The sequence below is a fragment of the Parabacteroides provencensis genome (assembly GCF_900232875.1).
Taxonomy (GTDB): domain Bacteria; phylum Bacteroidota; class Bacteroidia; order Bacteroidales; family Tannerellaceae; genus Parabacteroides; species Parabacteroides chinchillae.
On record NZ_LT960488.1, the window covers coordinates 870,150 to 895,000 of the forward strand.

Sequence of the window (24,851 nt, forward strand, 5' to 3'; positions counted from 1 at the left end):
TTTCAAGCCGGATCCACATCATAATGCACCAGCAATTGCTTAAACGCAGGATATTGCATCATCTCCGCATGAACTCTCTCCAGTATTTCCCGTACCGGAGCTATAGCTGCTGCTATTTCAATCTTCAATATAATTTTCTTTATATGCAATGTTTGCACACGGGTAACAGGTGGAGTAACCGGTCCCAAGACACGTTCTCCCAAATGTAAACGCAGCTTGCCGGCATACATCGAAGACATTTCCGACAATACGGATTCATTACGGCTACGAAGCACCAGCACTATCAACCGATAATAAGGCGGATACCGGAACATACTACGCTCACTCAACTGCAAACCTACCATCTCTTTGTAGGCAAAATGTTGTACCATCCGGATAATCGGATGTTCAGGCTGTGAAGTCTGAAGAATAACGGTTCCGCGTTTATCCCGTCTGCCTGCACGGCCACTGACCTGTACCATCAACTGAAAGGCCCGTTCGTGAGCGCGGAAATCCGGGAAGTTCATCAAACTATCAGCATTCAGAATCCCGACAACCGAGACATTTCCAAAATCCAATCCTTTCGAAAGCATCTGCGTACCAATCAGTATTTGCGTTTTACCTTGTTCAAAATCCGAAATAATACGCTCATAAGCGGTGCGGGTACGAGCCGTATCAAAATCCAATCTCTCCACCTTAGCCACAGGGAAAAGTGTTGCTATCTCTTCTTCCACCTTCTCCGTACCGAAACCCATCATCCGCAAATCAGCTTCTTTACATTCCGGGCAAGCAGGCGGCAACTGGATCGCATAACCACAATAGTGACAGACTAGCCGATTATGTATCTTATGATACGTCAGACTTACATCACAGTTTACGCAATGGGGCACCCAACCACAACTCTTACATTCTATCATAGGAGCAAAACCACGACGGTTCTGAAACAAAATAACTTGTTCGCCAACGGCTAATGCATCGTTTATCTTTGTCACCAGCAAAGGCGAAAAAAGTGTATCTTTCATTATCTTCTTCCGCTTCAATTCCTTTATGTCTACAGGCATTATTTCCGGCATCAATACGTCTCCATAACGGGTGGTAAGCTCCACCAGGCCATACTTTCCGGTAGTTGCATTGAAATAAGAATCTATAGATGGAGTAGCCGAACCCAAAAGCGTTTTAGCCCCATGCATACCGGCAAGCACAATAGCAGCATTACGGGCATGATAGCGGGGAGCCGGGTCTTGCTGTTTATAAGTATTCTCGTGTTCTTCATCAACAATAATCAGCCCTAAATCTTTAAACGGCAAGAATAAAGACGAACGGACTCCCAGAACCAGCATCGGTTCATTGCCATGCAAAAGTTTATTCCAGACCTCCACCCTTTCATTATCCGAGAATTTAGAATGATAAACCAATAAGCGATTGCCAAACAATTTAGCCAGCCGCTCTGTTATTTGTGTAGTAATAGCTATCTCGGGCAACAAGTACAAAACCTGGCGTCCTAATTTCAGAACCTCATCAATCAAATGAATATACACCTCCGTCTTGCCACTGGAAGTAACGCCATGCAACAAGCAAACCTCTTTGGTTTTAAATACATCATGGATCTCACCGTAAGCCTTTTCTTGAGCAGCGCTAAGTGGCTGCAACGGAAGCAAACGGCAAACGGATATTTGTAAACGCCCTACTTCCTTTTCATAACATTCCAAAACACCTCGTTTCAGCAGACCATCCAACACATTGGACGTGCATCCGCTACGTTCCAGCAATTCTTTTTTAGAAAGCTCCTTGCGAAGTACCGGGTTCAATGTATGGCTGAGGTCAAGAAAGCTAACAAGCAACAATTCCTGCTTCTTTGCCCTTTTCAGTTCATGAAAGACCTCCTGAAGCTTTTCCTCATCATAAAAAGTCTCTACCAGGCGGATAAATGTCCGAGTCTTCGGCACAAAGCCTCGTTTTAACTCTTCACTAACCTCTACGGCTCCACGTGACATCAAAGAAGCCACAACAGGAACAACATTACGCAATCCGGTTTTCTTTTCAAGTTCGGACACAGTCAGCTTCAACGCGCCGCCAAAAGCATCCAAAACGCTCTGCTCATTAGGACGTAAAGGAGTATCAGCTTCGTAGTCTTCATTGTAAATCACAGATGTTTCGCTCTCCAGCTTCAATCCTGAGGGCAAAGCTGCCTTATAAACATCTCCCAACTTACAGAGATAATACGACGAAATCCATTTCCAGAAACGCAACTGCGGACGACGAAGTACAGGTGAAGCATCCAGTAAGGCATAAATATCTTTCGTTTCAAATGAAGACAGTGGTTCCTTATCATGTACTGCCATTACGATAGCCGTATAATATCGTTTCTTTCCGAAGTGTACAATAACACGGCAACCGGGCGTCACCGCTTTTTCCATATCCTCAGGAATACGGTAAGTGTAACTATTCTCCAGAGGCAATGGGAGTATCACGTCTGCAAACTTCATCTTCTGTTTTTCGTTTTATCGTTTGTTTGAACCATCCTATTCTCGGGCTGCTCTGCCGGGCGTTTGTATTGATGCGTCATACTTACCGGTAGAAACGTTCAATACTTGTAAGCAGAAATTTCGCCCTGCGAAAGCCAAGCCAAAAGTAACAAAAAAAGACCGGACTTGTTAGCCCGGCCTTCCTTTATCTATAAATATAGTTCAGAACAAAATGGCCGCTGTAACAGACCAACCGCGGTTCTTTGCTTTCAGGTCTACCTTGGAAGCGCTAAAATCATCAGTCAAGCCCAGTCCGTAATTGAAGCCTACCTGCAAATGTTTGATCAGTTCCACGCCTGCACCAAAATTCAACCCGGCATTAAAGTTTTTTGCTTTTAATTCTCCGTCAATCTGTCCCGGGATATCCCAGATTTTATCTCCTCCTACGCGGAAGCCGATATAAGGGCCTGCTGCCAGATAAACCTTAACGATAGGCAATCCGAATTTCCACTTCAGATTAACGGGAATATCAAGATAATCGGTCTTCAGGCTCTTCGAATTAATAGAGTTGGAAGCATCCACCCCTTTCTGGGAATACAAGACTGCCGCATCAATTCCCATACCAAACATCGGCATCATGGCTTCGATCATCGGCCCTACCTGGAACCCTGTCACATTACTGGAGTTAAGAATATCTTTATTAAAGTGTACGGATGAGATATTCACACCACCTTTAATACCGAATTTAACCTGAGCTTTCGCCGGAACAACGGTCAAAGCGAACAAAGCTATTAAAAGGAGTCCTGCTATTTTCTTCATATTTTTCTCTTATTAATTGTATTCCTGGCTGCAAATAAACAGACTTTTCACCTAATAAACAAATATTCCCCAACAAGTGTTCAAACATCCGTAAAAAGGAAAGCACAGGCCGAAACGGAGCTCATCCCGTCTGTAGACCGTGCTTCTTTTCCTAATTATTATGGCAAAATAATTAAAGACAACGTCATAACAACGTGCCTCTTTGACGAACGAATGGATAAAAGAATAAGAGGAAACCGCGAACGGTTCTTTTTGTTCTCTCTTCCGGTCTTTCCTCGAGGCCGTCTGAAATTTACCGGCTTTGCAGGTCTTCTGACTTACTTCCGGTCTGGACGCCTTCCCATTCTTACGAAGAACAGTGGCAATGGTGTTGTCCAATCCGTTTACGAAGTTTACAGCAGCGGGACTGTCCGGGATTTACACCCGATTCCCTTTTAATTCCTTCTTGCGATTGCAATACGGAAACAAAGCTTGCGACAAAGATACATAAAGTTTTATGTCAACCAACCTCCCGGCATATCTTTTTATTTATATATGCAAGAGCTGCGCCTATGGCTGTGCAATATTCGGCATGTGCCGGTATCAGGAAACGCACGTTACACATTTCTTCCAGACGCGGAAAGATGTCGGCACATTGTGGCAAACGCGTCAAATTACCTATCAGTACAAAATCTTTGATCGTACTGTTCAAAGAAGCGAAGATCGTACATTGGCCAATGGTTTGCAGAACCATGTGTACAATACCCAATGCCACATCTTCGGCCGGCGCATTAGCATCGGCTTTTCCGAAAACCGAAGCCGTAACGTCGAGCGGCAAGCCGGGCAACGGATAGCGGGTAATGTCCTTTATCTGCAAATCGATATTGTCAAGCGAACCGTGTTCGGCCAGTGAAACAATATGGTGAAAATCTTGTGTCTTCAACAACAATTTGGACAGTCCCAGGATAGTTCCGCCGCCAACCCCCAGACCTCCGATATGTTCAACCTTATCATTCATCACCTTGACAATCGAAGTTCCCGTACCCATACTGACAACAAGCAGGTCTTTCAGGTCTGTCATATACTGAGCTCCTAAACCATTAGCCAAAAACTCGTCAGCTTTCGCCGTTGGCAAACCATAAAGCGGCTGGTCTATATATGCACTACCCACACCGGTTAGAATGACTTTCTCTATTGTAGACAACGAAATATCATTATCATAAATATATTTACCCAAAGCCCCGAAAAGCGAAGTCACCGGATCTGTTGCTTTTACAAACATCGGATTCTTTATTTTCCCATCAGCAACACCAACGATTTTCGTCGTGCTGCCCCCCACATCGATACCTATAACAATACCCATAGTAGTCTAAGTTATTAATGTTACCGCCGCGAATTTACACATTATTTATATACCCTCGGTTGCCACTAAAAAAGAACTGCGCAACTTCCTTTCGGAGATTGCGCAGTTTTTATAGAAAAGCCTTATGCTCTGATTACTTATTCGCCAAGCAAGATTTCCAGTATCTGGCAAGCGGCCTTAGCTACAGAAGTACCAGGACCAAAAATAGCGGCAACTCCTGCCTTATATAAGAAATCGTAATCCTGTGCTGGAATAACACCACCGGCTATAACGATGATGTCTTCACGACCCAGCTTCTTCAACTCTTCAATTACCTGAGGAACTAAAGTCTTATGGCCTGCAGCCAAAGAAGAAACACCCATTACATGGACGTCGTTTTCTACAGCCTGGCGCGCAGCTTCGGCCGGAGTCTGGAACAAGGGTCCCATATCTACGTCGAATCCACAGTCTGCATAACCTGTAGCAACAACCTTTGCACCACGGTCGTGTCCGTCCTGACCCATCTTAGCGATCATGATACGGGGCTGGCGACCTTCTTTCTTAGCAAACTCAGCCGTAAGTTCACAAGCCTTTTCGAAGTCTGCATCTTTCTTTGATTCTGATGAATACACGCCTGATATAGTTCTAATGATTGCTTTATAACGACCTACTACTACTTCGCAGGCATCCGAGATTTCGCCCAGGGATGCACGCAAACCGGCAGCTTTAACTGCCAGTTCCAGCAAGTTGCCTTTCTTAGTTTTCACACATTCAGTGATGTCGGCCAATGCTTTCTGAACAGCGGCTTCGTCACGGTTTTCACGCAGCACCTTCAAAGCAGCTATCTGTTCGTTACGTACGGCCGTATTATCGATCTCAAGAATATCAATAGGATCTTCCTTCGGTAAACGATATTTATTAACACCTACGATTGTCTGGATACCAGAGTCTATACGAGCCTGTGTACGTGCAGCAGCTTCTTCGATACGCATCTTTGGCAGACCGGTTTCGATAGCTTTCGCCATACCGCCCATGCTTTCGATTTCCTGGATCAAAGCCCAGCCTTTATGTACCAGTTCGTTTGTCAATGTCTCGATGTAATAAGAACCGGCCCAAGGGTCGATTTCCTTACATATCTGAGTTTCTTCCTGGATATAAATCTGCGTATTACGTGCGATACGGGCAGAGAAGTCTGTCGGTAATGCAATAGCCTCATCCAAGGCGTTGGTATGCAAAGACTGGGTATGTCCCAGAGCTGCAGCCATTGCTTCGATACAAGTACGGCCTACGTTGTTGAACGGATCTTGCTCGGTCAACGACCAGCCAGAAGTCTGGCAGTGTGTACGCAAAGCCAATGATTTCGGGTTCTTGGCGCCGAAGCTGTTCACAATCTTAGACCACAACATACGTGCAGCACGCATCTTGGCAATTTCCATGAAGTGGTTCACGCCGATAGCCCAGAAGAATGACAAACGCGGAGCGAATGCATCCACATCGATACCTGCATTTACACCGGCACGGAGGTATTCCATACCGTCGCACAATGTATAAGCCATTTCTATATCTGCGGTAGCACCGGCTTCCTGCATGTGGTAACCGGAGATAGAGATAGAGTTGAACTTCGGCATCTTCTGTGATGTATATTCGAAGATATCAGCAATAATCTTCATTGAAAATTCCGGGGGGTAAATATAAGTATTACGCACCATGAATTCTTTCAGGATATCGTTCTGGATTGTACCTGCCATTTCTTCCAACTTAGCGCCTTGTTCCAGACCTGCGTTGATGTAGAATGCCAGAACAGGAAGTACGCCACCGTTCATTGTCATAGATACAGACATCTTGTTCAATGGAATGCCGGCAAACAATACTTTCATGTTTTCCAGTGAGCAGATAGATACACCGGCCTTACCAACGTCGCCTACTACACGTTCGTTGTCGGCATCATAACCACGGTGAGTCGGAAGGTCGAATGCTACAGACAGACCTTTCTGGCCTGAAGCCAAGTTACGACGGTAAAAAGCATTTGACTCTTCTGCGGTAGAGAAACCTGCGTACTGGCGGATTGTCCAGGGACGCATAGCGTACATGCCACTATACGGGCCACGCAGATAAGGAGCCAGACCGGAAGCATAGTTCAAGTGTTCCATGCCTTCGAGGTCTTCTTTTGTATATACGGGTTTCACCTCGATGTGTTCGGGTGTTTTCCAATTGGCTTCAATGCCATTGGCTTTTGCCCATTCGGCAACATTGGTTGCTGCGAATCCGGCATTCTTTATATCTATATTTTTAAAATTCGGTCTCATAATTGTTTCTACTTAAGCGATTCCTAATTTAGCGTTGAAAGCCTGCAATGTTTCAAGCACATTACTCTTAACATGAATAAACTGATCGATACCCTGAGCTTTCAGGTCTTCCATGCAAGCAGGAGCACCAGCTACAACAAACTGAGCACGTCCGGCCAAGGCCTTCAATGCCGCAGGAGCATATTCTGCATATTCATCATCGCTGGAGCAAAGAACTACAATAGAAGCACCTGCCTTAACAGCTGCATCTACACCGGCTTCAACTGTATCGAAACCTAAGTTGTCAATTATCTTATATCCGGCACAACCAAAGAAGTTACTAGAGAACTGAGAACGAGCCAGACGCATAGCCAGATTACCGATAGTAAGCATAAATACCTTCGGTTCTTTTCCGCTCTTTTCAGTAGCCAGACGCAAAGCTTCAAACTGTGACGCACCGCGAGAGAAGTCCAATGCAGCAACTGTAGCCTCGCCACAATGGCCGCCACCACAGCAACAAGAAGCTTCTTCTTTTATCTTTCCGGCAGCTACTTCGTTGAAGTTAGGGAACTGGTTAGATCCCAACAGGATTTCACGACGGGTAGCAACATTCTTCTTACGGGCATCATTAGAAGCATTTACAGCTTTCTGGATTTCGCCGGCTTTGGCAGCAGCACCGAAACCGCCCTTTTCTTCTGTTTCCAGGAACAACTTCCAGGCTACATCAGCCATAGAGTTTGTAAGAACTTCTACATAATATGAACCAGCAGACGGATCAACTACCTTGTCGAAATGACATTCTTCTTTCAACAGTAATTGTTGATTGCGGGCAATACGTTCGGAGAAATCGTCCGGAGTCTGATAAGTCTTATCAAACGGACGGACTGTAATTGAATCAACACCAGCAATAGCAGCAGACATAGCCTCTGTCTGAGAACGCAACAAGTTTACGTGAGCATCGTAAATTGTCATATTCCATTCTGAAGTCTGTGCATGGGCAACCATCTTACAAGCGCAGCGGCACATTCCGTTTTCTGCCTTATTAGGACATTCCGACGGACAGTGGCAAACAGGATTGTAGGCAGCCACGATTTCAGCCCACAACCAACGTGCTGCACGGAACTTAGCAATTTCCATGAAGTAGTTAGAGCTGATACCCATATTGAATTTGATCTTCTTCGCTACTTCGTCAGCTTCGAATCCGGCTTCTGTCAATTTAGCCATCAATTCGTTACCCCAAGCCAAAGCGAAACCTAATTCCTGAGCAATATAAGCTCCTGCATTCGTGAAATAGAATGAATTTACAGCCAATACACGGTAACGAGGCAGAGCCTTACCAGCCTTGAGCACGGCTGCTGCAGCTTCTACCCAGTTTTCATTGTCTTTGCCTTTTACTAAAGGTTTCTTGAATGCATCATAATTAACAGAACCAAAGCACTTACTCAAATCTGCGCCCTTACCCTTGAAGTAATCCGCCAGAATACCGATCAACTTCTCAGCTTTGCAGTTGCAAGTGTTGAAATTAAGTTCCACACATTCCGGGCAAATACCATCCAGCAATGCAGCAATATTTTCAGCATTTACTTCATCTCCCTTGATAATAAATCCAAGAGAGTTAACACCTTTGTTCAGTAAATCGAGGGCCTTTTCGTTTGCACCTTTAAAACATTCTACTTCAATGTTCTGGCGTACTTTCCAATCGTTGTCTTTTTTCGTACCCCGAACATACGGAAATTCACCGGGAAGAGACTCGGTAGTTTTCAGACCTTCGATGTCTTCTGCACGATAGAAAGGATTTACATTAAACCCTTCGCCTGTTTTCCATACAAGCTTTTTCTCAAACGGTACCCCTTTCAGGTCGGCCGTAATCTTCGCCATCCATTCTTCAGTAGATATGGGAGCGAATTCCGAGAAAAGTTTTTCTTTTAGTTCTGCCATAATATTAGTTGTTTATAAAACTTGGTATTAGTAATGTTGAATATTTCGTTCAATTACAGCAGGCAAAGGTAGAATAAATAAACAGGACGAACAACGAAAAATAAACGAAATCATGCCCGATTTTAACGCCTTTTAGAGATGATGTGCCATCTTTAGTTTACATAATGACAGAAAGTATAAAAATAATCTTCAAAAAAATAGAGTAATAATTTGACGGTTTAAAATTATCACTAATTTTGCATCGTCGTACAGCAACAAGCTAAACGATACAAATGGTGCATTCGTCTAGTGGTCCAGGACGCCGCCCTCTCACGGCGGAAACTCGGGTTCGACCCCCGGACGCACTACCCTTCAAAAAAACAAAACATCCCGATCATTTTTGAAAATCATCGGGATGTTTTTCAAAAATGATCGGGATGTTTTTTACAGACAAAAAAGATCAATAATCTAAGACCTGCTAATCTCCCCGCGGCCTGCTAAACACTGAGGCAAGCCATAAGACAATAACTGCGCCAATTGTAGCAGTGATCAGACTACCTATCAAACCAATTGCAGATATACCGAACATACTGAATACCCAGCCACCCACTACACCGCCAATAATACCCAGCAGCAAATTAATAATCAACCCGAAGCCGCCACCTCTCATTATCTTTCCGGCAAGATAGCCGGCCACTATACCTATCAGTATATACCATATAAAACTCATATCATTTATATATTTAGTTGTTCTCTTTAAAAAACAATCTTCTTCCTGATAAGTTGGAGTTATACCTGAATATTTAACAGATAAGCTATTAGCAAACAAAATCTCGCACACTTTATATTTAATAAATAGGCTAAATAAAAAAGAATCATCATATTTGTAAAAACAATATACTATAAGCTATTATGAAAACTAAAAAGACAATTTTTCTTACCGGAGCAACAGGTACCATGGGAAAGGCAGGACTGGAAGAACTATCGGGAAGATTAGATCGTTTTAATATCACATTACTGGCACGTCCGAGCCAAACCAACAAAAAAAAACTAGCGGCATACGAACATAAGAAAGGCATTCGGATCGTCTGGGGAGACCTTACCAATTACAACGACATACTGAACGGAGTAACCGGAGCAGACTATGTATTGCATGTAGGAGGAATGGTTTCTCCTGCAGCCGATTACTATCCGAAGAAAACCCGGAAAGTAAATACCGCAGCAGCCGAATATATTGTAAAAGCGGTAAAAGCCCAACCGAACGCAGATCAGATAAAAGTGGTTTACATTGGTTCTGTTGCACAAACCGGACACCGCAACGCTCCAATCCATTGGGGACGAACCGGCGACCCGATTTGTGCCAGTATCTACGACCACTATGCCATATCCAAAACAATAGCCGAACGCATATTTGTAGAATCCGGAATCAAACACTGGGCTTGTCTTCGCCAAACAGGCATTCTTTGTCCTGAGCTGTTATACAAAGGGTCCGATCCGATCACATTTCATGTCCCGATAGATGGCGTACTGGAATGGGCAACAGCCGAAGATTCGGGGCGCTTGCTTGCAAATGTTTGCGAAGACAGTGTACCGGACGAGTTCTGGAACCGTTTTTATAACATCAGTAGTGGTCCGTCTTACCGGCTAACCAACTATGAATTCGAATGCAAACTACTGAAGGCAATCTCCTGTCCACCTCCGGAAAAGATATTTGAACCGAACTGGTTTGCCTTACGAAACTTCCATGGGCAATGGTATACCGACTCTGACATTTTGGAAAATTATCTACATTTCCGTAGCAACCAATCCTGTGATGATTATTTCCGGTGGATGGCAAAGCAAGTTCCCTGGTACTTCCACCTATCCAAAATCACACCGGCATTCATTATCAAAAAAATGATGAAGGCCATTGCATCCCAAAAGGGTCTGGGCACACTTAATTGGATAAAAACAAAAAACCAGCATCGCATCTCGGCCTATTTCGGCTCTTATGAAGCATGGGAAGCTATTCCAGACTGGAATAAAATAAATAAAGAACATCCTTCCGAAATTCCTGTTATATTAAAACATGGGTACGATGAAACAAAGCCCAAAGAAGAATTAGACATTGAAGACATGCAACAAGCCGCCCTGTTTCGAGGTGGCAAATGCCTGTCCGGTACAATGGTTAAAGGAGATTTAGCTTCGCCACTGGAATGGGAGTGCCAATTCGGTCATCGGTTCAAAGCATCTCCAAACTTAATTTTACTGGGAGGCCACTGGTGTACGGAATGCCTGCCCTTGCCCTGGAATTACGACGAAATAGCCAAAGGCAATCCCTTCTTTGCCCAGGTATGGCATGCCTCCCATGATAAGGATGAACATAACATATATGACGAATCAATTTTCGAAGGAATGGAATAAAAAAGGCATAAACAACAACCGGAATCTATAACGGACAAAAGATTAATTCTCAAAAAATCTTATGTTCCAGCCCTTTAATGGCAATAAGGGTTAACAATTGGAATAGTTCTTTTAAAACACACTAAAAATGCGCCCGGATTATATCAATTCACAGTCTATTTATGTTGTATAAATAACACATACCATAAACATAAAACATAATATTATCATGACAAAAGGATCTATCGGTTTGAATGCTGGAGCCGTCTGGAATTTACTATCGGATGGTGAGCGCTGGAGTTTTGAGACGTTGAAGAAAATGACATTTCTATCGGATGCCGAATTATGGTCTGCTATAGGTTGGTTGGCCAGAGAAAATAAAATCGAAATCGACACATCCAGCAGTAAGTTAATTTTCTGCCCCGGTACTAACTTTTATTTCTAAAAAAGGATGTGCAGTCCATAGCAAAGGGAAAACCAGGTATATCCCTTTGCTATGGATTTTTACTTAACCAGCAATTGTTCTACCACAGCACTATCGCCATCATTAGGGGCAGGTTGTATTCCCAGTAAACGAGTAATCAACAAATATAAATTGACATTCGCCATAGTAGGTACCTCTACGTGTTTCTTAAACGAAGGACCGGCTGCATAAAAAATTGCCTCCATCTCGGGTGCAAAATTATCATACCCGTGAGTGGCTCCTTTATACGGGGTTATCTTCTTTTCTCTGAAATGCACATAACTTCCTATATCCGGAAGTACTACCAAATCTCCAATACGCGGATTCGATCCGTAAATATATTTAGACGGAATTTCATCTTTTTTCCAAACCGTTATATGTGGAACTTGCTTCAAAATGGCATACGCGCTATCCAAATAAGTTTTCTTAGGATAAAGGAGAGTCGGAACGCCGTCAAATACATATTCGAAACTATCCAAAGGCAAATAATCTATCAGGTTAACATAATTTTCAGGATAATAGGTAGCCATTCCATGATCGGAAAGAACAACAAAGTCTATTTTATCAAAAACATCAAGTTTGCGGGCTTCCGTAAAGAAATGATTTAATACACCATCCAATTCTTCAACTTTCTCTAACGTGGCAGAAGAATCGGGTGTACTATAATGTCCTATAGCGTCCGGTTCTTCCATATACCACATAATTAAATGGGGCCGGTCGGCTTCGGGCAACCTCAACCATGAAATAACAGAATCCGCACGTTCGGAGAACGATACGGATTTATCAAACTTTTTCCAGATAGAGGGTTGCATTCCATGAACCGGTACTTCGCTGCCCACCCAATAAAAAGAAGCAGCACGCACACCTTGCTTTTCTGCCGTATTCCAAATAGGTTCCCCACCATAAAAGAATGAAGTCAGATCTCCCATCCGGTATATGCTATCCACATCGGGAGCGTAAAAGAAATTATTTATTAAACCATTATGATCGGGATGCAAACCAGTAGCCATAGCATAATGGTTCGGAAAAGTAACACTTGGAAAACAGGGGCGAAATGTAGAACGGACACCAACATTAGCTAAAGAATCTAATGTAGGGGTATTAGCGCGTGAAGGATAATCGGATCGAAATCCATCCATAGAAAGCACTACAACATAGCGATCGGAAGACGAAACCGTCGGCTTACAACTACACAAAAAACATATCAACAAACAAGTAATGCTATAAAAATAAAATTGTCTCATATATATACATTAATTATTACGGTGGCAAAGGTACGATTAAAAAAGACTTGCGATATTTCAAACGGAAGAAAAACAATATATGTACAAAAATCAACGACTTTTGACAATTGATAAAAAAACAACTAAAAGCAAAAAATTAAAAGATTTGTAATAATAAAGGATTCATTATATGTCTGCTATTCAAAAAACAAAACTTAACTTTGTGGCGTTTTTATTAATTAAACAAAATCTATTATGCGTAAACATTTACAGACTCTTTTCCTTTTTTCGGTATTGAGTTTCTTGTTCACCGTCTCTTCTGTGGCACAGGTTACTACTGCCAGCATCAGTGGGAAAGTTGTGTATGAGGATGAACCAGTTATCGGTGCAACTGTCGTTGCAATACATGAACCTTCAGGTACGCGTTACGGAACCGTTACGAATATTGACGGACGTTACACCCTCCCTAATATGCGTGCCGGCGGACCTTACAAGGTTGATATTTCTTATGTCGGATATCAACCCATCGCTTTTACAAATATTTCGTTGAACCTGGGTGATAACTACGCTTTGAATGCTTCATTAAAAGAATCTTCGGAGCTTTTGGAAGAAGTTGTTGTTATTGGTTCCAGCAACAGTAATATGAAAAGCGACCGTGCAGGCGCTATCACAAGCATTACAAGAGAAGGCATTGAAGCCATTCCAACCATCAGCCGTAGCATGAACGACATCATGCGTATGTCTCCACAGTCATCAACAACAACCAACGGTTTCGCCGTAGGTGGCGGAAACTACCGTCAGTCATACGTAACAGTCGATGGTGCTGCATTTAATAATGCTTTCGGTATCGGCCAGAATCTTCCGGCAAACGGCTCTCCTATCTCTCTTGATGCTTTGGAACAGATCACCGTATCTGTTACTCCTTACGATGTCCGTCAGAGCGGATTTACAGGTGGTTCTATCAATGCTGTAACACGCTCGGGTGATAATAAATTCAAAGCAACAGCTTATACGTATCTGAATAACCAAAGTCTGAAAGGTGTACACGTAGACGACTATACTTTGAAGCGCAGTAAAGCCCAATATTATACGTATGGGGCCAGTATTGGCGGCGCAATAATAAAAGATAAATTATTCTATTTCGTGAACGGAGAATACGAAGATAACGTAACAGCCGGCCCTATCACTCGTCCGCGTACCAGCGATAGTGAACAATGGGGTGATAATAACATAAACCGCCCGACCGTAAGCGACATGGATATGATGAGCAAATACATGTCTGAAAAATACGGATATAACACAGGACGTTATTCCGGATATGATATTAAAACACCAGCCTACCGTATTATGGCACGTTTAGACTGGAATATTAATGATAACAATAAGATCAACTTCCGTTTTTCTAAGACTCATACAAAAGATTCAAACTCACCATCTTCTTCTACCAGTCCGATGAATGCAGCCAATATTTATCCGGGGCATGGCAACAACGGCGGCAGAAGTTCCAAATATGCTATGACTTATGAAAATTCACGTTACTACCAGTTACGCGACTTCATGAGTTTGGCTACCGAGTTGAACTCTCGCTTCATGGATGGAAAAATGAACAATATGGTACGTCTGACCTATTCTTACCAGAACGAGCCTCGTGAAACAGATGGAGGATTCTTCCCGACGGTAGATATCTTAAAGGACGGTGACGTATATGCATCATTCGGCCCGGACCCATTCACATACGGTAACCTTCGCAGAGTAAAAACATTTGTTGCAACAGATGAACTGAGTTACTCCACAGGAATCCACAGCATGCTGGGTGGTGTACAGTTTGAATTTAACCATTCAGAAAACGGCTTCATGCCTGCCGGTTCCGGTTATTATGTATTTTCTTCATGGGATGATTTCGTTAACAATCAAAAGCCTTCGGCTTTCGCTATCACGCATCCTAACAACAATAGCCTGAAGCAAGAAAATGCAGCGTTCAACTACGAGCAAGTTTCTCTTTATTATCAAGATGAAATGGCTTTCACCGAAAACTTTAAGCTTACTGCCGGTTTGCGTTTGGAAGTACCTATTTATCCGGCTCTGAAAAATAATTATAACGAAGAATTTGCAGGTTTGTTATTCCATGGCAAACATTATTCAACGGATCAGATGCCTAAGACAACTGTAAATCTTTCTCCGCGTGTAGGTTTCAACTGGGACTTAACCGGAGAACGTAAATACGTTCTCCGCGGCGGTATGGGGCTCTATACCGGTCGCATTCCGTTTGTCTGGATCGTTTCTGCTGTTGGGAACTCTAATGTAGGACAGTATCAGATGTTTACTTACAAATCCGACGAAGCTCCCAATTTCTCTCCTGATTTGAATGGTATACTGAACAACATGTATGGCGGCAAATATGAAGCAAAAGCATTACCGGCTCCGCAGTCTCCTACTATCATGACTGAAGACCTGAAAATGCCTTCTACATTCAAAACTTCATTAGCTTTCGACGCTAAATTGCCTGGTGATATAGGTTTCACAGTAGAAGGTATTTATAACCGTGACATCAACCCTATCGTAGTTACAAATGCAGGATTAAACGATCCTTCCGAAGTGAAGCTTTCTGCTAACGACACACGTTTGTACTATAATAACGGCTATTGTGCAACTAACAGTGAAGGCCGCGGCGTTACTCCTTATGTTATCGAAAACGGAGGAGACCAGGCTTACTATTACTCCATCACTTCCCAGTTGAGTAAACGTTTCAATTTCGGTCTTGATTTATCATTTGCATATACATATTCTTATGCAAAATCATACGGAGACGGTATCGGAGATCAGGTTACTTCCGCTTGGAAAACCAACACGAACTGCATTAACGGTTCCAACGCCCACGAAATTGGTTATGCCAGCTATGTTGCGCCAAACCGTATCATCGCATCTGCCGGTTATCGTAAAGAATACGGAAAGAACTTTGCTTCTGCTATAACCTTAATTTATGAAGGAAGCCAGCTAGGATACGCAGGCAATTATTCATATTCCCGTTTTGGTTATACATACAGCAATAACCCGTTAAATGATGGTGGTGCGACTCCGTTAATGTATATCCCGGCTTCTAAAGACGAATTAAACTTTGCAGACATTGTCGACAAATCAGGTAAAGTAACCTATTCTAAAGAAGATCAGGCAAACGATTTCTGGGCTTATGTAAACCAGGACAAATATTTAAGCAAGCACAAAGGCGAATATGCAGACCGCAACGGTGCTGTTATGCCTTGGTGTCATCAATTCGATCTGAAGTTTATGCAGGATTTCTATGTAAAAGTTGGCAACAGCCGTAACACAATTCAGTTCGGCATTGACATCAAGAACTTAGGAAACTTATTAAATAATAAATGGGGCATATACAAACGAGTTTCTACAAATGGTAACTCTCCTTTGAAGTTTGCTACAAATGAAAAAGGAGCTATCATCCGCGACGAAAACGGAGACTTTATGTACAACATGAATAAGAATGGCAGTCAGAAACTAACTGAAACATTTATGAATTATCAGGGCTTCGCTTCCACATCTTCCGTACAGTTCAGCGTACGATATATTTTCAATTAATAAATATATTTATAAGAACAAATATCAAGGGGTTGTATCTTCAATAGAGATGCAGCCCCTTTCTTTTTTTATGGATTATGCTGATTATAAGAAAGAATGTATTTTCAGATACTTACGGTGTATTTCTTAATTCATCGGCTATATCCCGATGGTTCTGGGCTTGTCCCTCATCTCCCAAAGCCGAATAAGCTTCTGCCAGATAATCGTGTACATAGGCATGCTTGGGCTTCAATCCGGCAGCTTTCAGCAAGTCTGCTATTGCCTCATCATAGTATTTTAAATGCAAAAGACATTTACCCCGGTTATAACGGGCCTTAAAGGAATTGGTATCCAGCTTCACTGCTTTATTAAAGCAAACCTGTGCATCATAGTTTTCGCCTAAATCCATTAATGTCACCCCCTTGCGTACCCAAGCATCTACATAATAAGGATCTAATTTAAGTGCTTTATCAAAACAGCGGATAGCGGCATTGCCATCTTTAGCCTTGGTTATACATTCGTTTCCCATCAGATAGTATTCGCGGGCATATTCTTTTTGTGTCTCACGCATGGCATGTATCTCTGCTTTCAAAGCTTTGATCTGCTCTTGCTGGGAATTTACGGTCTGTAATTTCAGGCGCATCAAACGTTGAACGGAAAGATTTTCCAACTCATTCCGCTTCTTTACAGCAGCACAAAAAGATTCGACAGACTCTTTCATATCGCCTGCATTAAAACTGTGGACAGCCTGTGCATACAACAATTCGGCTTCGCTCTCGCGCAAACTCTTTTCGATCAGACGTTGGTCATTAAATATCTGGCTAAATTCAACGATCTCTTTTTTAACAAAAATATCACGGGGTGAGATTTTACTTCTCAGTACCAAACCTTCCAACGATGTGCAGCGGCTTAAAGCAACGTAGGTTTGTCCCCCTGCAAAAACGCCTCCTGTTAAATCTACAACAACCCTCGAGAAGGTAAGCCCCTGGCTTTTGTGTACCGTAATTGCCCATGCCAGGCGAATCGGTAATTGCTCGAAAGTACCTACAATCTCTTCTTCAATGCGTTTTTCTTTTTCGTTATACTGATACTTATAATTTCTCCAGGTAGTAGGCTCCACAAGATATTCCACACCGTTTTCTAACATGACGTACACATTACCGTTTTCGTCCAGGCCTGAAATAATACCGATAGTTCCATTTACCCAACGACGCTCATGATCATTATCGATAAAGATGATCTGCGCCTGTTCTTTCAACGACAAATTCAATTGCGTTGGCAATGACGACTCGGGAAAGTCTCCATCGATCTTCCCTTCGGAGATAAACTCTTCTCCGGGAAGTTCCGCCAACTTCTTCTCATTGATATAATCTACCTGATCCCGGCGTGTGGCAAGTGTAATATACATATCTTCGTCTTTTGGTATAAAAGACGGAAAGCAACGGGCATTTAAGGTATCAAGTTCTTCCTTCCGGGCTATATTATTACGGATACGGTCAAGCACATTGATAAAAACCGGATCTGTTTGCCTGTACACTTTCTGCAGTTCGATAGGAACCAGATTGATTGAGTTAAAAACACGTGCTGAAAAGAAATAAGGAGTAGCATAAAACAGACTCAGAATTTCTTTTTGGTCGGACGGCACTACCGGTTCCAGTTGAAAAACATCTCCTACAAACAACAGTTGTTTTCCTCCGAACGGCAAACGCATATTGCCGGAAAAAACACGCAATATGCGGTCTACACAATCTATAATATCCGCCCTCACCATCGAGATTTCATCGATAATTATCAACTCCACTTCCGAAATAATTTTACGATGCTCTTTCCTGTATTTAAAGAACTCGAAAATACGCCCATCCTTCAAGCTCAAATCCGGATCATCCGGTAACATCGGCCTGAAAGGTAACTTAAAGAAAGAGTGCATAGTTACTCCGCCGGCATTGATTGCAGCTATACCTGTAGGAGCTAATACAACAAACTTCTTTTTCGTATGTGCACAGATATGTTTCAGAAATGTAGATTTGCCAGTCCCGGCTTTTCCTGTAAGAAAAACGGATTGGCGTGTATGAGTTATCAACTGCAATGCATCCTGAAACTCCTTATTGTTAGTGTCTAACTGAAATTTCAATCGAATTAATTTTTAAGTAGACAAAGCTAAAGAATATTTTAAATATCCCTCTAAAAAGAATACATTTTATTTGGTAATACGCAAAGGATTGCATTTATTTGTGATATCAAAACAATATCAAATACAAATTATTATGAAGACACAAGAAAAAGCTTTTAACGGCATTAAACTTTCCGGTTTCGTAGCGATATTATTCATCCTTATCATACTGGGAGTTTCTATTCTCATGTTTGCCTTAAACAAACCATGGAGCCTGATCCCTGCCATTATTGGTATTTTCTGCGCAATTTTCATGTGCTATGGTTTCATGGTTATTCAACCGAATAACTCCCGGGTTATGACTTTTTTCGGGAAATACACCGGCACTATAATCGAAAATGGTTTTTTCTGGGTGAATCCGCTTTTACTAAAAACAAAAGTAACTTTACGTATTTTCAACTTGAACCTTGAGCCGATCAAGGTAAACGACAAAGTAGGGAATCCGGTGATGATTGGCGCTGTTGTTGTCTGGAGAATAAAAGATACTTACAAAGCAACTTTTGATATTTCGGGAGATGTAAAGATGTTTGTACAAATTCAAAGTGATGCAGCTTTGCGGCAAGTTGCAGGCATGTATGCTTACGACACGAACGAAACAAGCGACAAAGTAACTTTGCGATCAGATAACGAAGGCGAAGTAACCCGGCGGCTTGAGGACGAACTAAACAGCAGGCTCACTCTTGCAGGAATAGAGATCGTAGAAGCACGCATTAACTATTTGGCTTATGCCTCAGAAATTGCAGGCGTAATGCTCCGCCGTCAGCAGGCAGAAGCAATTATCGCTGCCCGTGAACGCATTGTGGAAGGTGCAGTAAGTATGGTTCATTTAGCATTAGACAAACTTGAAAAAGATGGCGTTGTTGAGCTGGACGAAGAAAAGAAAGCAAGTATGGTCAGCAATCTGCTTGTAGTACTTTGTGCCGACGAATCCGCCCAACCAATTATCAACACGGGTACATTATATCAATAATTTAATTTTTTAATATTAATAAGAAGTGATGGCCAAAAAAGAGAATGCAACCAAAAACTTTGTTCTGCGCATTGATGCAGAAATGATGGATGCTATCGAAGCCTGGGCTGCGGATGAATTCCGCAGTACCAATGGCCAGATTCAGTATATTCTGGATCAGGCATTACGAAAATCAGGTCGGTTAAAAAAGAGAAAGGAGTCCAAGCAAGAAAAATAACGCCCTCCTTAATTCTATCAACAGTCGACAACCTGCGTTTTCTCAGTTGCCTACCTTTCGCCGGTTGATAGCCTACCCTATTCAATTTAGTTGCCTACCTAAAAAGTACCAGACTATAGTCTCAACAAAGAGGCGTTTAAGAGTTCACTTTGTCACCTTCTATCAGCATCTTCGGGACTTATCCCCAATTTGTCAAACAATCAGATATTGGCTATATATCATTGACACATATATTGTTGTTTTATTATTATGGGATTGTGCCTGCAACACTTTAGTGCTTCCGGCAGACGTTTTTTACTACTTTTATGTCAAGAGGGAAGTAATAGAGAAAATCTTATTTACCGGCTGATAAACAACCAGGCATCTCTAAACTTATCGTTTTTACGAAGATCAGCCATATAATTCTCGGCCTGTTCGCGATTATCATACTTATCGGCATAAATACGGTATTTGCCATCACGTACAACTTTACTTACGTTCTTGCATTCGCTTTGTACACTGGCTATATACTCATTAGCCTGGCTCTCGGAAGGAAAACTGGCTATCACGATGTGATACATTTTCTTTGGCCCGGCTACAGCAACAGGTTTTGAAACCTCTTTCACTTTAGGTTCAACAGAAGCAGCCGGTTTTGTCTTTACCTCTTTAGCAACCGAAGACTGACGTGGTGAAGCAACTAAAGCAGCATCAGCCTCTTTCTTGTCTGCATCAGCTATTGTTGATGAAGACAAATTAAGTTCGGGCGCTTTATAAGATACAATTTCTGCCGGTACAAAACTAGCCGTATAAGCCGACTGGTTTACGTCCTTTACAGGAGTAGACACTAAAAAGAATAACGCCACCGCAGCAACCGATGCCGCCACCACACGCATCCACTTGCGACTAACAGGAATATACAATGTGTCTTTCTTATGTTTCTGACCTACCTCAAGAAGTCTCTTCTCTGCCAGATAAGATTCCAACGTAGGAAAACTAAACGAAGACAGACCGTACGATGTCAGGTTAAAAAGTGCCGTATCTGCCGGAAAAAACACCGTTTGGCCTTCTTCTCCCAAAGAAAAAGAACCTATATTTCCAAAAGACAAACTTTTATGCTGTTGCAAAGTTTCTTTCAGGCTCTTCACATCTTCTTCAAGCATCAAAACAGCTTTCCGATAGTCCACACCATACATTTGCATATACGACTCTGACAATAAGCCATCGTTATGCTGTAAAGTCGTATTAAAAACGATCTCTTTACGGGAAGGATTGAACGAATGGCTTTCTGCCTGATACTTAGCAGGTATCGTCTGAAGCACAAAACCTCCGAACTTTGGCACAATGACACAATCATGTACCAGCAGCGTGCGTTCTATATGTGTTACTATTCTTAGCATAGTACAAAGATATAAATTAATTCACAGGTTTTACCCAACGATTCAAAATATTATTTGGGGTAGCCAATACAAATTTATAGAACTGCGAATCCGGCAGTTTAGTTAAATCTACCGTATACTGCTTCTGTCCAGCAGGAACGGTTGTAATCTCAACCCACTGGTCTTCTTTGCCTTCCTTATAGTTGTTGGTTGCAGTTCCATAAATCGTAACAGGTGCTTTCTCCGAATAGCAATTCCATGTCAACGATACCGAATTATCATAGGGTAGCGAGCGCAAATCATAAATATCCACATCACCGACAAAAGGCATACCGTCTTGTTCCCATTTCACATGCCGAGGGATGTCAAACCCCATAAAACGGCAGATGGAAGGGGCAATATCTGTTATAGAAAGATAAGGAGCTTTGAAATGTGCATTGACGGGCACATTGGTAGAAATCCAGGTAGTCCGTTCACGCCAGGATTGGCCTCCATGACCATGCCCGTTTTCCTCTCGCCCATGATCTGTAGTAACCACTACCATCCATTCTTCATCAAAATTGGCTTCGCGATATTTCACAGCTTCCCACACACGGGCAATCTGTTCATCCGCTTTACGAACATATTCATCAAAGAACGGACCATTTCCCATAATATGGCCGACATCATCCGTATACCACAGATAAACCCAGCTCAAATCCGGTGCATTCTCACGTATTCCTTTGGCCGCTTCACGAGAAACAACTTCATCAATGTCGAATATATGCATATCCTTCGGAGCTTTCGGAAAACGGGCAGTATCCAGTTCGTAGCCGTCGGCCACATAATCAATCTTCAGGTAATTGGTTTCCGGCTTTCCTTCACCTATCAAAACAGTACGGTTGTCTGTCCAACTGGAATAGATTGCCGTTTTATAGTCTTTCGGTTGCTCTTTGGCAATACGGAAAATTGTCCAATAGTTATAGTTTGGTTTCAAATTATCATTTCCTCCCACATTATGCTTGTTAAACCAGGTTCCCGTTAACAAATTAGTATAACCTATAGCAGAAATGGTTGCTGTTTCGGAATATCCGCCCACTTCGCCGCCTGTATAGGCACGGCTATAAGCCCCACAGGAAGCAATATCAAACACGGCTGGTGTATGAAGGCGTTCGATCTGGTCGGCAGGAACACCGTCAACTATTATATATACAGCCTTCCGTACTTTTGCATTTACACACAAACAACAAAACACTAAAAACAAAAAGGAGTAGAGATATTTCATAATGTCATCCGGATTTAAAGATTTCCCTTACAAAAGTAGAAAAGACCCGGATAAAAACAAAATTAGATGTAGCGTTAATTGGAGATCGGATATGTTTATGTAAGTTTGTAATCTGTTAATAACATACAATATGTACCTGACATCTCAAACCCTACATGCAATAAAAGTAATGCCTTTCCTCGGAGGCTGGCTGGCAGACCGTATACTGGGCGATCCGGAAGGCTGGTTTCATCCGGTTGTGTTTTTCGGCAAACTGATTTCCACCGGAGAGAAAAAGTTAAACAATGGAAATAACCGCGAGTTGAAAGGTTCATTAATGGCGATAGGTTTTATTTTGGGCGTTTACTTTATTTGTTATGGAATACTAGACCTGGCAAACCGTATAAATCCGTCGATTCAGTCAATACTTATAGCCATTGGCGTATTCTATTGCCTGGCAGGCAAGACATTGATAAAAGAGGTAAAAGCCGTATTTGAGGCAACCGACCGGAGCACAGAAGAAGGACGCCGGCAGGTAAGCCGCATCGTAGGACGGGACACAAGCCGCCTTTCCCCGCAGGAAATACGGGCGGCTGCGCTGGAAACGTTGGCGGAGAACCTGAGCGACGGAGTGATTGCTCCCATGTTTTGGTTTGCCCTCCTTGGTCTGCCGGGTATGATGGCATATAAGATGGTCAACACGCTCGACTCTATGATAGGATATAAAAACGAACGCTATCTGGCATTCGGTAAATCGGCGGCTCATTTGGATGATGTGGCAAACTATCTGCCGGCACGGCTAACAGCTTATCTGATGCTAGCAGTATCCGGCAACTGGAATAAACGCAGCTTTGTAAAACAATACGGACCGATGCATACCAGTCCCAACTCCGGTTACCCCGAAGCTGCTTTGGCTGCGATATTGGATTGTCGTTTCGGAGGAACACACGACTACTTCGGACAGCCAGTAGAAAAACCGTATATCGGTACAAACGAACGTGCGTTTACCACAGACGATATGTTGCAGGCTATAAAAGTAAACAGCAACACAGAACTGGTAATGGGAATTATTGTCATAACCATTTTATTATTCATCTGATAATGAAACATATTACATTAGTTACAGGAGGACAACGTTCCGGAAAAAGCGGATATGCACAACGGTTGGCGTTGTCATTGTCCGAAAACCCTGTTTATCTGGCTACTTCACGCGTCTGGGATGAAGAATTCAGGCAGCGTGTATTGCGCCATCAGAAAGACCGCGGACCGGAATGGACCAATATAGAAGAAGAAAAGCATTTGAGCCGGCACTCTCTGGCAGGTCGTGTCGTCGTTATAGACTGTGTTACTTTATGGGGTACCAACTTCTTCTTCGATAATAACAGTAATGTAGAACTTTCGCTTTCCGAACTGAAAGAAGAATTTAACAAATTCACAAACCAGGAAGCCCGTTTCATCTTTGTAACAAACGAATTAGGCATGGGCGGGGTAGCGGCGGACGAAGTTCAACGGAAATTCACAGACATGCAAGGCTGGTTTAACCAATATATAGCATCCAGAGCAGATGAAGTTATATTAATGGTTAGCGGTATTCCGGTAAAGATAAAAGAAAACAAATAAACATATACAGCAATGATTACATTCCATATTGAAAAGCCTGATGAAAAGTTAGTTCCGGAACTGGAAGATAAAATAAACAACCTGGCAAAACCCAAAGGTTCTTTAGGACGTCTGGAAGAGATCGCTTTACAGATCGGACTTATCCAGCAAACATTAAGCCCGGTTCTGTCCAACCCGGTTAACGTTATATATGCAGCCGATCATGGCATTGCCGATGAAGGTGTGAGCCAGTCTCCCAAAGAGATTACCCACCAGGTAGTATACAATTTCCTGAACGACGGCGCAGGCGTATGCTTCCTTGCACGCCAGCATGGTTTCAATATTAAGATTATAGATGCGGGAGTAGACCACGAGTTTAGCCCCAATCCCAAACTTACCAATAAGAAAATCAGAGCAAACGGTACGCGCAACTTCTTGCACGAGGCAGCCATGACAACAGAAGAAATGGAACTGGCACTGCAATACGGAGCAGACGTTGTGACCGATTGTTACAAGGAAGGATGCAACGTAATAAGTTTCGGAGAAATGGGCATTGGCAACACTTCCGCTTCAAGTATGTGGATGACTTGCCTGACCCGGATTCCTTTGATAGATTGCGTAGGTGCCGGAAGCGGGCTTAATACAGAAGGGATAAAACATAAATATAATGTACTGAAAGAAGCCCTCGACAATTACAAGGGAGATGGAAGTACATCAGACATCATGCGTCACTTCGGCGGTTACGAGATGGTAATGGCCGTAGGCGGCATGTTGCGTGCTGCCGAACTGAAAATGGTAATACTGATAGATGGTTTCATTATGACCAACTGCGTACTGGCAGCTTCCCGCCTCCATCCGGAAGTACTTCCTTAC

General features: G+C 42.6%; 18 protein-coding genes, 1 tRNA gene and 1 riboswitch (1 of these 20 only partly in view). Of the genes, 9 read left to right on the top strand and 10 right to left on the bottom strand.

The genetic code is table 11. The features are described from left to right. Nucleotides 1-2 precede the first annotated feature (2 nt). The 5 genes from priA to mutA all read right to left on the bottom strand — a co-directional run bounded on the left by priA (nt 3) and on the right by mutA (nt 8,807). Entirely contained in the window at nt 3-2,465 is a 2,463-nt protein-coding gene (gene priA / locus CTY47_RS03850) for a replication restart helicase PriA (protein WP_099463504.1), read from the bottom strand. Between the two features lie 201 nt (nt 2,466-2,666). Then, on the bottom strand, nt 2,667-3,263 hold the full coding sequence (locus tag CTY47_RS03855) for a porin family protein (protein WP_099463505.1): 597 nt from the start codon (nt 3,261-3,263) through the stop codon (nt 2,667-2,669). Between the two features lie 285 nt (nt 3,264-3,548). Continuing rightward, nucleotides 3,549-3,748, bottom strand: a riboswitch (cobalamin riboswitch). 14 nt (nt 3,749-3,762) lie between these two features. Beyond that, a complete protein-coding gene (gene coaW / locus CTY47_RS03860) occupies nt 3,763-4,605 on the bottom strand; it encodes a type II pantothenate kinase (RefSeq protein ID WP_099463506.1) in 843 nt (280 codons plus the stop codon). A gap of 137 nt (nt 4,606-4,742) precedes the next feature. Continuing rightward, on the bottom strand, nt 4,743-6,890 hold the full coding sequence (gene scpA / locus CTY47_RS03865; RefSeq protein WP_099463507.1) for a methylmalonyl-CoA mutase: 2,148 nt from the start codon (nt 6,888-6,890) through the stop codon (nt 4,743-4,745). A gap of 12 nt (nt 6,891-6,902) precedes the next feature. Next, nucleotides 6,903-8,807 carry a methylmalonyl-CoA mutase small subunit gene (gene mutA, locus CTY47_RS03870; RefSeq protein ID WP_099463508.1) on the bottom strand — a complete coding sequence of 635 codons (1,905 nt, stop codon included), beginning with the start codon at nt 8,805-8,807 and terminating at the stop codon, nt 6,903-6,905. 274 nt (nt 8,808-9,081) lie between these two features. On the opposite strand from mutA, the gene CTY47_RS03875 reads away from it, so the two are divergent. After that, nucleotides 9,082-9,154, top strand: a tRNA-Glu gene (locus CTY47_RS03875). 110 nt (nt 9,155-9,264) lie between these two features. Here the strand turns inward: CTY47_RS03875 and CTY47_RS03880 are convergent. Then, on the bottom strand, nt 9,265-9,516 hold the full coding sequence (locus CTY47_RS03880; RefSeq protein WP_099464059.1) for a GlsB/YeaQ/YmgE family stress response membrane protein: 252 nt from the start codon (nt 9,514-9,516) through the stop codon (nt 9,265-9,267). Nucleotides 9,517-9,698: 182 nt separating this feature from the next. On the opposite strand from CTY47_RS03880, the gene CTY47_RS03885 reads away from it, so the two are divergent. Continuing rightward, entirely contained in the window at nt 9,699-11,189 is a 1,491-nt protein-coding gene (locus CTY47_RS03885; RefSeq protein WP_099463509.1) for an NAD-dependent epimerase/dehydratase family protein, read from the top strand. A 208-nt stretch (nt 11,190-11,397) separates the two neighbouring features. Then, nucleotides 11,398-11,613: a winged helix-turn-helix domain-containing protein gene (locus CTY47_RS03890; RefSeq protein ID WP_099463510.1), complete on the top strand. Its 216-nt coding sequence runs from the start codon at nt 11,398-11,400 to the stop codon at nt 11,611-11,613. A gap of 59 nt (nt 11,614-11,672) precedes the next feature. On the opposite strand, the gene CTY47_RS03895 is transcribed toward CTY47_RS03890, so the two are convergent. After that, nucleotides 11,673-12,875, bottom strand: coding sequence for an alkaline phosphatase family protein (locus CTY47_RS03895; protein WP_099463511.1), 1,203 nt, complete (start codon nt 12,873-12,875; stop codon nt 11,673-11,675). Between the two features lie 234 nt (nt 12,876-13,109). Between CTY47_RS03895 and CTY47_RS03900 the strand changes: the two genes are divergently transcribed. Then, nucleotides 13,110-16,445 (top strand): TonB-dependent receptor, encoded by a 3,336-nt coding sequence (locus tag CTY47_RS03900; protein WP_099463512.1) that lies wholly within the window; start codon nt 13,110-13,112, stop codon nt 16,443-16,445. 112 nt (nt 16,446-16,557) lie between these two features. Here the strand turns inward: CTY47_RS03900 and CTY47_RS03905 are convergent, their stop codons facing one another. Continuing rightward, on the bottom strand, nt 16,558-18,555 hold the full coding sequence (locus tag CTY47_RS03905; protein WP_099463513.1) for an AAA family ATPase: 1,998 nt from the start codon (nt 18,553-18,555) through the stop codon (nt 16,558-16,560). 133 nt (nt 18,556-18,688) lie between these two features. Between CTY47_RS03905 and CTY47_RS03910 the strand changes: the two genes are divergently transcribed. Together CTY47_RS03910 and CTY47_RS03915 are read left to right on the top strand one after the other, a co-directional pair. Then, nucleotides 18,689-19,564: an SPFH domain-containing protein gene (locus CTY47_RS03910; protein WP_099463514.1), complete on the top strand. Its 876-nt coding sequence runs from the start codon at nt 18,689-18,691 to the stop codon at nt 19,562-19,564. Nucleotides 19,565-19,592: 28 nt separating this feature from the next. Then, on the top strand, nt 19,593-19,781 hold the full coding sequence (locus CTY47_RS03915) for an Arc family DNA-binding protein (protein ID WP_099463515.1): 189 nt from the start codon (nt 19,593-19,595) through the stop codon (nt 19,779-19,781). Between the two features lie 338 nt (nt 19,782-20,119). On the opposite strand, the gene CTY47_RS03920 is transcribed toward CTY47_RS03915, so the two are convergent. Then, the gene (locus CTY47_RS03920; protein WP_099463516.1) at nt 20,120-21,157 is read right to left on the bottom strand and encodes an HU domain-containing protein; all 1,038 of its coding nucleotides are present in this window, start codon (nt 21,155-21,157) and stop codon (nt 20,120-20,122) included. 16 nt (nt 21,158-21,173) lie between these two features. Further along, nucleotides 21,174-22,400 carry a hypothetical protein gene (locus tag CTY47_RS03925; RefSeq protein WP_099463517.1) on the bottom strand — a complete coding sequence of 409 codons (1,227 nt, stop codon included), beginning with the start codon at nt 22,398-22,400 and terminating at the stop codon, nt 21,174-21,176. A 130-nt stretch (nt 22,401-22,530) separates the two neighbouring features. On the opposite strand from CTY47_RS03925, the gene cbiB reads away from it, so the two are divergent. The 3 genes in view from cbiB to cobT are tightly spaced (at most 12 nt apart) and all read left to right on the top strand, a layout consistent with a single transcriptional unit that may run on beyond the window. Continuing rightward, the gene (gene cbiB, locus CTY47_RS03930) at nt 22,531-23,478 is read left to right on the top strand and encodes an adenosylcobinamide-phosphate synthase CbiB (protein ID WP_099463518.1); all 948 of its coding nucleotides are present in this window, start codon (nt 22,531-22,533) and stop codon (nt 23,476-23,478) included. A 2-nt stretch (nt 23,479-23,480) separates the two neighbouring features. Further along, a complete protein-coding gene (locus CTY47_RS03935; protein ID WP_199163389.1) occupies nt 23,481-23,999 on the top strand; it encodes a bifunctional adenosylcobinamide kinase/adenosylcobinamide-phosphate guanylyltransferase in 519 nt (172 codons plus the stop codon). A 12-nt stretch (nt 24,000-24,011) separates the two neighbouring features. Further along, a protein-coding gene (gene cobT / locus CTY47_RS03940) for a nicotinate-nucleotide--dimethylbenzimidazole phosphoribosyltransferase (RefSeq protein WP_099463519.1) crosses the window boundary here: on the top strand, nt 24,012-24,851 show its 5' portion. Its footprint extends 201 nt past the window's final position; only the first 840 of its 1,041 coding nucleotides appear in the window; its start codon is at nt 24,012-24,014; its stop codon lies beyond the right edge, outside the window.

Coding starts and splice junctions, on each gene's coding strand:
- priA (WP_099463504.1), bottom strand. CDS start 2,465: ATGAAGTTTGCAGACGTGATACTCCCATTGCCTCTGGAGAATAGTTAC.
- CTY47_RS03855 (WP_099463505.1), bottom strand. CDS start 3,263: ATGAAGAAAATAGCAGGACTCCTTTTAATAGCTTTGTTCGCTTTGACC.
- coaW (WP_099463506.1), bottom strand. CDS start 4,605: ATGGGTATTGTTATAGGTATCGATGTGGGGGGCAGCACGACGAAAATC.
- scpA (WP_099463507.1), bottom strand. CDS start 6,890: ATGAGACCGAATTTTAAAAATATAGATATAAAGAATGCCGGATTCGCA.
- mutA (WP_099463508.1), bottom strand. CDS start 8,807: ATGGCAGAACTAAAAGAAAAACTTTTCTCGGAATTCGCTCCCATATCT.
- CTY47_RS03880 (WP_099464059.1), bottom strand. CDS start 9,516: ATGAGTTTTATATGGTATATACTGATAGGTATAGTGGCCGGCTATCTT.
- CTY47_RS03885 (WP_099463509.1), top strand. CDS start 9,699: ATGAAAACTAAAAAGACAATTTTTCTTACCGGAGCAACAGGTACCATG.
- CTY47_RS03890 (WP_099463510.1), top strand. CDS start 11,398: ATGACAAAAGGATCTATCGGTTTGAATGCTGGAGCCGTCTGGAATTTA.
- CTY47_RS03895 (WP_099463511.1), bottom strand. CDS start 12,875: ATGAGACAATTTTATTTTTATAGCATTACTTGTTTGTTGATATGTTTT.
- CTY47_RS03900 (WP_099463512.1), top strand. CDS start 13,110: ATGCGTAAACATTTACAGACTCTTTTCCTTTTTTCGGTATTGAGTTTC.
- CTY47_RS03910 (WP_099463514.1), top strand. CDS start 18,689: ATGAAGACACAAGAAAAAGCTTTTAACGGCATTAAACTTTCCGGTTTC.
- CTY47_RS03915 (WP_099463515.1), top strand. CDS start 19,593: ATGGCCAAAAAAGAGAATGCAACCAAAAACTTTGTTCTGCGCATTGAT.
- CTY47_RS03920 (WP_099463516.1), bottom strand. CDS start 21,157: ATGCTAAGAATAGTAACACATATAGAACGCACGCTGCTGGTACATGAT.
- CTY47_RS03925 (WP_099463517.1), bottom strand. CDS start 22,400: ATGAAATATCTCTACTCCTTTTTGTTTTTAGTGTTTTGTTGTTTGTGT.
- cbiB (WP_099463518.1), top strand. CDS start 22,531: ATGTACCTGACATCTCAAACCCTACATGCAATAAAAGTAATGCCTTTC.
- CTY47_RS03935 (WP_199163389.1), top strand. CDS start 23,481: ATGAAACATATTACATTAGTTACAGGAGGACAACGTTCCGGAAAAAGC.